The 6096-nt window shown below is 63.3% G+C and carries 5 protein-coding genes and 1 pseudogene; 4 read left to right on the top strand and 2 right to left on the bottom strand.

The window, feature by feature from the left end; translation table 11 throughout:
* The coding region (gene glmS / locus EOA23_RS30245; protein WP_127306820.1) for a glutamine--fructose-6-phosphate transaminase (isomerizing) at window positions 1-1681 on the top strand (1681 nt) is incomplete at its 5' end.
* A 179-nt stretch (window positions 1682-1860) separates the two neighbouring features.
* Here glmS and EOA23_RS30240 read toward each other — a convergent pair.
* Window positions 1861-2148: a GIY-YIG nuclease family protein gene (locus EOA23_RS30240; RefSeq protein WP_127306819.1), complete on the bottom strand. Its 288-nt coding sequence runs from the start codon at window positions 2146-2148 to the stop codon at window positions 1861-1863.
* A gap of 264 nt (window positions 2149-2412) precedes the next feature.
* Here EOA23_RS30240 and EOA23_RS30235 point away from each other — a divergent pair.
* Together EOA23_RS30235 and EOA23_RS30230 are read left to right on the top strand one after the other, a co-directional pair.
* Window positions 2413-2710 (top strand): annotated as a pseudogene (locus EOA23_RS30235) (HigA family addiction module antitoxin).
* 85 nt (window positions 2711-2795) lie between these two features.
* Window positions 2796-3548, top strand: a complete 753-nt coding sequence (locus EOA23_RS30230; protein ID WP_127306818.1) for a DUF502 domain-containing protein — start codon at window positions 2796-2798, stop codon at window positions 3546-3548.
* On the opposite strand, the gene recG is transcribed toward EOA23_RS30230, so the two are convergent.
* Window positions 3500-5608, bottom strand: a complete 2109-nt coding sequence (gene recG, locus EOA23_RS30225; RefSeq protein ID WP_127306817.1) for an ATP-dependent DNA helicase RecG — start codon at window positions 5606-5608, stop codon at window positions 3500-3502. The genes EOA23_RS30230 and recG overlap by 49 nt on opposite strands.
* Window positions 5609-5700: 92 nt before the next feature.
* Here recG and EOA23_RS30220 point away from each other — a divergent pair, with 92 nt between their 5' ends.
* On the top strand, window positions 5701-5988 hold the full coding sequence (locus tag EOA23_RS30220) for a succinate dehydrogenase assembly factor 2 (protein ID WP_127306816.1): 288 nt from the start codon (window positions 5701-5703) through the stop codon (window positions 5986-5988).
* Window positions 5989-6096: the final 108 nt, after the last annotated feature.

The raw sequence follows: 6096 nt of genomic DNA, 5'->3' as shown, positions 1-6096 counted from the left end.
AGGCAAGCTCATCACCCGCGAGCGGCGACTGAAGGACGAGCCGCTCGACGGCACGATCGGCATCGGCCACACGCGCTGGGCGACGCACGGCGTGCCCAACGAGACCAACGCGCATCCGCATTTTTCCAACGGCGTGGCCATCGTCCACAATGGCATCATCGAGAATTTCGCCGAGCTGCGCGACGAGCTCACCCGGGACGGCTACAGCTTCGCCTCGCAGACCGACACCGAAGTCGTGGCGCATCTGGTGGCGCGCGAGCTAGCCAAAGGGCTGAAGCCGGTGGAGGCCGCGCATGCGGCGCTGAAGCGGCTGTCCGGCGCGTTCGCGCTGGCGATCATGTTCCAGGGCGACGAGGACCTGATCGTCGGCGCCCGCAACGGTCCGCCTCTGGCTGTTGGCCATGGCGATGGCGAGATGTTTTTGGGCTCCGATGCGATAGCGCTGGCGCCCTTCACCAACTCGATCACCTATCTGGAGGACGGCGACTGGGCAGTCGTGCGCCGCGAAGGCGTGACCATCTACGACATCGACGGCAGCAAGGTCGACCGCAAGCGCCAGCAGTCGCTGTCGACCAGCTTCATGGTCGACAAGGGCAACCGCCGGCATTTCATGGAAAAGGAAATCCATGAGCAGCCGGAGGTGATCTCGCACACGCTGGCGCATTACGTCGATTTCGTTTCCGGTCGGTCGAAGCCGCTCGACCTGCCGTTCGACTTCGCCAGGATCGGCCGGCTGGCGCTTTCGGCCTGCGGCACCGCCTATCTCGCCGGGCTGATCTCGAAATACTGGTTCGAGCGCTATGCGCGATTGCCCATCGATATCGATGTCGCTTCCGAGTTCCGCTACCGCGAAATGCCGCTTTCGGCCAATGACGCGGCCTTCTTCATCTCGCAGTCGGGCGAGACCGCCGACACGCTTGCCTCGCTGCGCTATTGCCGCCAGGCCGGCATGAAAATCGGCGCCGTCGTCAATGTGCGGGAATCGACCATGGCGCGCGAATCCGACGTCGTGCTGCCGACGCTTGCCGGCCCGGAGATCGGCGTCGCCTCGACCAAGGCTTTCACCTGCCAGCTGTCCGTCTTGGCTGCGCTTGCGGTCCGCGCGGGAGTGGCGCGCGGCACGATCTCGCCCGATCAGGAAAAGCAGCTCGTGCGCGAGCTTTCCGAAGCGCCGCGTTTCGCCACCCAGGTGCTGAAGCTCGACGAGCAGATCGAGCGCATCTCGCGCGAGCTGTCGCGCTACAAGGATGTGCTCTATCTCGGCCGCGACACCAATTTCCCGCTGGCCATGGAAGGCGCGCTAAAGCTCAAGGAAATCTCATACATCCACGCCGAGGGCTATGCCGGCGGCGAGCTCAAGCACGGGCCGATCGCGCTGATCGACGAGAACATGCCGGTGATCGTCATCGCGCCGCATGACCGCATCTTCGAAAAGACCGTGTCGAACATGCAGGAAGTGGCGGCACGCGGCGGCAAGATCATCCTGATCACCGACGCCAAGGGCGCGGCGCAGGCCGGCATCAAGACGATGGAGACGATCATCCTGCCCGAGGTGCCGGAGATCATTTCGCCGATCATCTACGCGCTGCCGATCCAGATGCTCGCCTATTTCACCGCCGTGTTCATGGGCACCGACGTCGACCAGCCGCGCAATCTGGCGAAGTCGGTGACGGTGGAATAGCAGTCGCCACTACCGGCAGGTCGTGGATTGCGTTATGGCTTCGTCGGTTGGCACTTCGAAGTGCGACGGCCAGCGGCCGTCTTTCGTCATCCACGGGCGGAGCAGGAGCGAAGCTCCTGCGCAGACCCGAGGATCCATTCCGTGACGTTTGAGCGGATCGAGCCGTCCAGAATTTGGCGCTACCACCCGATGCCACGGAAGAGCTCGAACCACTCCGGATTGGTCTTCTCGATCAGTTCGATTTTCCATTGGCGCGGCCAGCGTTTCAGCGATTTTTCGCGCTGGATCGCGTCGCGGATGTCGAAATATTCCTCGTACCAGACCAGACGCTGCACGCCGTAACGCCCGGTAAAGCGCGAGCCTCCGCCGGACCTGTGCTCCGGCATCCTACGGCTGAGGTCGTTTGTGACACCGGTGTAGATGGTCCCGCGCTTCTTGCTCGCAGTCATGTAGACATAGCCTGTCATGCACGAAGAATAACGGTTGGATGATCAGATGCCTATTCTGATGGGTTGCACCCTCCGGCTAACGTCACGGAATGGATCCTCGGGTCTGCGCGCGTCGCTTCGCTCCTTGCTTCGCCCGTGGATGACGAAGGAAAGAAGGTTTCGGCTAATCGTGAACCGAAGCAGCTTCCGTTTGGAATACGGGGAGCTCTGGTTTCTTTGTATCATTGCATGATACATGTCTGGAGAAGGGCACTCGCCCTAACCCTTTGAGGATACTGAGCTATGCTCAAGTTTGCACGCCCTGTTCACCCCGGAGAATTCCTGCGCGAGGAGTATCTGGTGCCTCGGCATGAGCGCTGGCGCGCTGGCGAAGAAGCTGAACCTTCCGCGCACGCGGATCGAGCGAATCATCAAGGAAGAGGTTGATCTTACCCCGGATACTGCGCTTCGTCTCGCCAGGTTTTTCAACACCACGCCTGAGTTCTGGATGAATTTCCAGAAGGCTTACGAATTGGAGACCGAGGCGAAAAAAATAGCGTCGGAACTCGAGAAGATCGTGCCTTTGGACGCAGCAGCGTAGCTGGCATTCTTTAAAAACTTCGTAGTTCCAAACCGGCTCGCGGTTCACTAATCTCTGCGCTGCAACATGCGCCGCGGTGAGCCCCATGTCCGACGCCCTGAAGACCTCTGGCATGACCCGGCTGAGGAATTACTTCCTGACGGGGTTCGTCGTCTGCGCGCCGCTGGCGATCACGGCCTATATCGCCTGGTCGCTCATCGGCTGGGTCGATTCCTGGGTGAAGCCCTACATTCCGGGCCGCTACAATCCCGACACCTACCTGCCGTTCCCGGTTCCGGGCTTCGGGCTGATCGTGGCGCTCGTGCTGATCACGCTGATCGGTTTCCTGACCGCCAACATCGTCGGCCGCGCCATCGTCAATTTCGGCGAGCGGCTGCTTGGCCGCATGCCGCTGGTGCGCGGCATCTATGGCTCTCTGAAGCAGATTTTCGAGACCGTGCTGTCGAACAAGGGCGACATGTTCCGCCAGGTCGGGCTGGTCGAGTATCCGCGCAAGGGTGTCTGGTCGCTGGTTTTCGTCGCCAGCGAGAAGGAAACCGAGATCAACCAGAAGCTCGACCAGGAAGGCGATCCGCTGATCGCGGTGTTCATGCCCTGCACGCCCAACCCGACCACCGGTTTCCTGATGTATGTGCACAAATCCGAGATCGTGCTGCTCGACATGTCGATCGAGGACGGCGCCAAGCTGATCGTCTCGGCAGGCATGGTGGCTCCTGAAGTCAAGGCAAAGCTGGTGACGCTGAATGGCGAACCCGTCGAAGGTGGTCTCGCCAACCCGCCGCTTGGCGCTCAGCCGGCGCGCAGCAGCCGTACCGCCTCGTCGCGACCGAACAGGTAAAGCAACAGGCGCAGCGCCTCGCCGCGTTCGGACTGCAGTTCCGGGTCGCGCGACAGGATCAGCCGCGCGTCGTCGCGAGCCGCTTCCAGCAGGTCGGCATGGAATTCGAGGCGCGCCACCTGGAAGCCAGGCGTGCCGGATTGGCGCGTGCCCAGCAATTCGCCTTCGCCGCGCAGTTTCAGATCTTCCTCGGCGATCTTGAAGCCGTCCTCCGTCTCGCGCATCACCGACAACCGGCGCTTTGCAGTCTCGCCGAGCGGGTCCTTGTAGAGCAGCACGCAGGAGGAGGGCTTGTCGCCGCGTCCGACGCGGCCGCGCAACTGGTGCAACTGCGCAAGGCCGAAGCGCTCCGCATGTTCGATCACCATGATGGTCGCATCAGGCACGTCGACGCCGACTTCGATGACGGTGGTGGCGATCAGGATGCGTGTCTCACCGTCCTTGAAGGCGCGCATCGCCTCGTCCTTCTCCGCGCCTTTCATGCGGCCATGCACAAGGCCTATCCGGCCGCCGAACAGCGGTTTCAGCGAAGCAAAGCGATCCTCCGCCGACATTAGTTTCATTTCCTCGGATTCCTCGACCAGCGGGCAGATCCAATAGATTTTCTGGCCATCGGCGACGGCATCAAGCATGCGGCCCACCAGTTCATCCAGCCGCTCCATCGGCAAGGTGACGGTGCGGATCGGCTGCCGACCGGCCGGTTTCTCGGTGAGTTTCGAGACATCCATGTCGCCGAAGGCGGTCAGCACAAGCGTGCGCGGGATGGGTGTGGCCGTCATCACCAGCATGTCGGGCGCATCGCCCTTGGCGGTGATGGCCAGGCGCTGGTGGACGCCGAACCGATGCTGCTCGTCGATGACTGCCAGCACAAGGTCGTGGAATGTCACCGTTTCCTGGAACAGCGCATGCGTGCCGACGACGATGTCGATCGTGCCGCTGGCAAGGCCTGCAAGCGTCTCAGTGCGCTCGCGACCCTTCTCGCGCCCGGTGAGGATGGCGAGGCGCAAGCCGACTTTCTCGGCCAGTGGCGCGATGGTCGCCAGATGCTGGCGCGCCAGGATTTCGGTCGGCGCCATCAGCGCCGCCTGGCCGCCGGCCTCGACGGCGCGCGCCATGGCGAGCAGCGCCACTACCGTCTTGCCGGAGCCGACATCGCCTTGCAGCAGGCGCAGCATGCGTTCGGGATCGGCGAGATCGGCGTTGATCTCGCCGAGCGCGAATTCCTGGCTGGGGGTGAGCCTGTAGGGCAGCGCGGCGCGCAGCTTCTCGACGATGCGGTCGTCGCCGACGAGTGGCCGGCCCGAGAGGCGGCGGATTCTGGCCCGCACCAGCGCCAGCGACACCTGGCCGGCCAGCAGCTCGTCATAGGCAAGCCGGCGCCAGGCCGATCCCTCGATGGCAACGTCGATCGGGTCCTTGGGATAATGGATGCGGGCGAGCGCATCGCAGAAGGACGGAAAGGTATGGCGGCGCATGAAGGCGTCGTCCTGCCATTCCGGCAGTTCCGGCAGGCGGCCCAGCGCCTGTCCGATGGCGCGGCGCAGCACCTTGGCCGACAGGCCGGCGGTGAGTGGGTAGACCGGCTCGACCAGCGGCAGGCCCTCGGCCTCGTCGATTGGCGCGATATGGTCCGGATGGACCATGGTCGGGCGGCCATTGAACCACTCCATGCGGCCGGAGATTACCACTCGCTCGCCTTCGGGAAGCATCTTCTGCAGATAGGCGGCGTGGGCATGGAAGAAGGTCAGCGCGACCTCGCCGGTGTCGTCATGGGCATAGACGCGGTACGGCACCGACCTGTTGCCGCGCGGCGGCGGCTGGTGGCGGTCGACCCGCACTTCGAGCGTGACGATCTGGCCCTCGGCCGACAGGGCGATGCCGGGCCGATTTCGGCGGTCGATCACGCTGTTGGGCAACAAGAACAGAAGATCGGCAGCGCGCGCGGCGCGATCGCCGAGATCGGCCGGCACGACACGTTCGATCAGCAAGCCGACCTTCGGGCCGACGCCGGCGAGCGAAGTGATCGGGACGAACAACGGATCGAGGATGCTGGGACGCATCGTGTCAGCTTATGTCGCGACAGCGGCAGCGCAAGGCTGACACCGGTCTCTATCCACGCTATATGCGCCGCTTCGAACAAGGATAGCGTGCCATGACCGGAACACAGCGATCAAGCGAGGGGTTGGATGCCCGCCGCCGCAAGCTGCTGTTCCGCTCCTGGCATCGCGGCATGCGGGAGATGGACCTGATCCTCGGCTCCTTTGCCGACGCCGAGATCGGCGCCTTGACCGGCGATGAAATCGACCAATATGAGAGGCTTCTCGAAATTTCCGACACCGATTTCCTGCCGATGGTCACCGGCGAGCACCCGGTTCCGCCCGATATCGATTGCGCGGTGCTGCGGAAAATCATGGCGTCGCGCCGGACCATGACATTTTGAAAAACGAATGAGCCTCATTCCTTCCATCGGCCTGCCCAAGGGCCGCGCCGGCCAGTTCATCGTCGACGGCGTCGCCGACGGCTACGAAGCCTTCGCCCTGGTGCAGAC

It is taken from the genome of Mesorhizobium sp. M2A.F.Ca.ET.042.01.1.1, from assembly GCF_003997405.1.
In the GTDB taxonomy this organism is placed as follows: Bacteria; Pseudomonadota; Alphaproteobacteria; order Rhizobiales; family Rhizobiaceae; genus Mesorhizobium.
The sequence above is the reverse complement of the archived record's forward strand: the minus strand, read 5'-3'. Positions and strand labels throughout refer to the sequence as shown.

What these genes read in the sequence shown, in the direction of transcription:
- EOA23_RS30240 (WP_127306819.1), bottom strand. Translation starts at nt 2,148, where the DNA reads ATGACAGGCTATGTCTACATGACTGCGAGCAAGAAGCGCGGGACCATC.
- EOA23_RS30220 (WP_127306816.1), top strand. Translation starts at nt 5,701, where the DNA reads ATGACCGGAACACAGCGATCAAGCGAGGGGTTGGATGCCCGCCGCCGC.
- recG (WP_127306817.1), bottom strand. Translation starts at nt 5,608, where the DNA reads ATGCGTCCCAGCATCCTCGATCCGTTGTTCGTCCCGATCACTTCGCTC.
- EOA23_RS30230 (WP_127306818.1), top strand. Translation starts at nt 2,796, where the DNA reads ATGTCCGACGCCCTGAAGACCTCTGGCATGACCCGGCTGAGGAATTAC.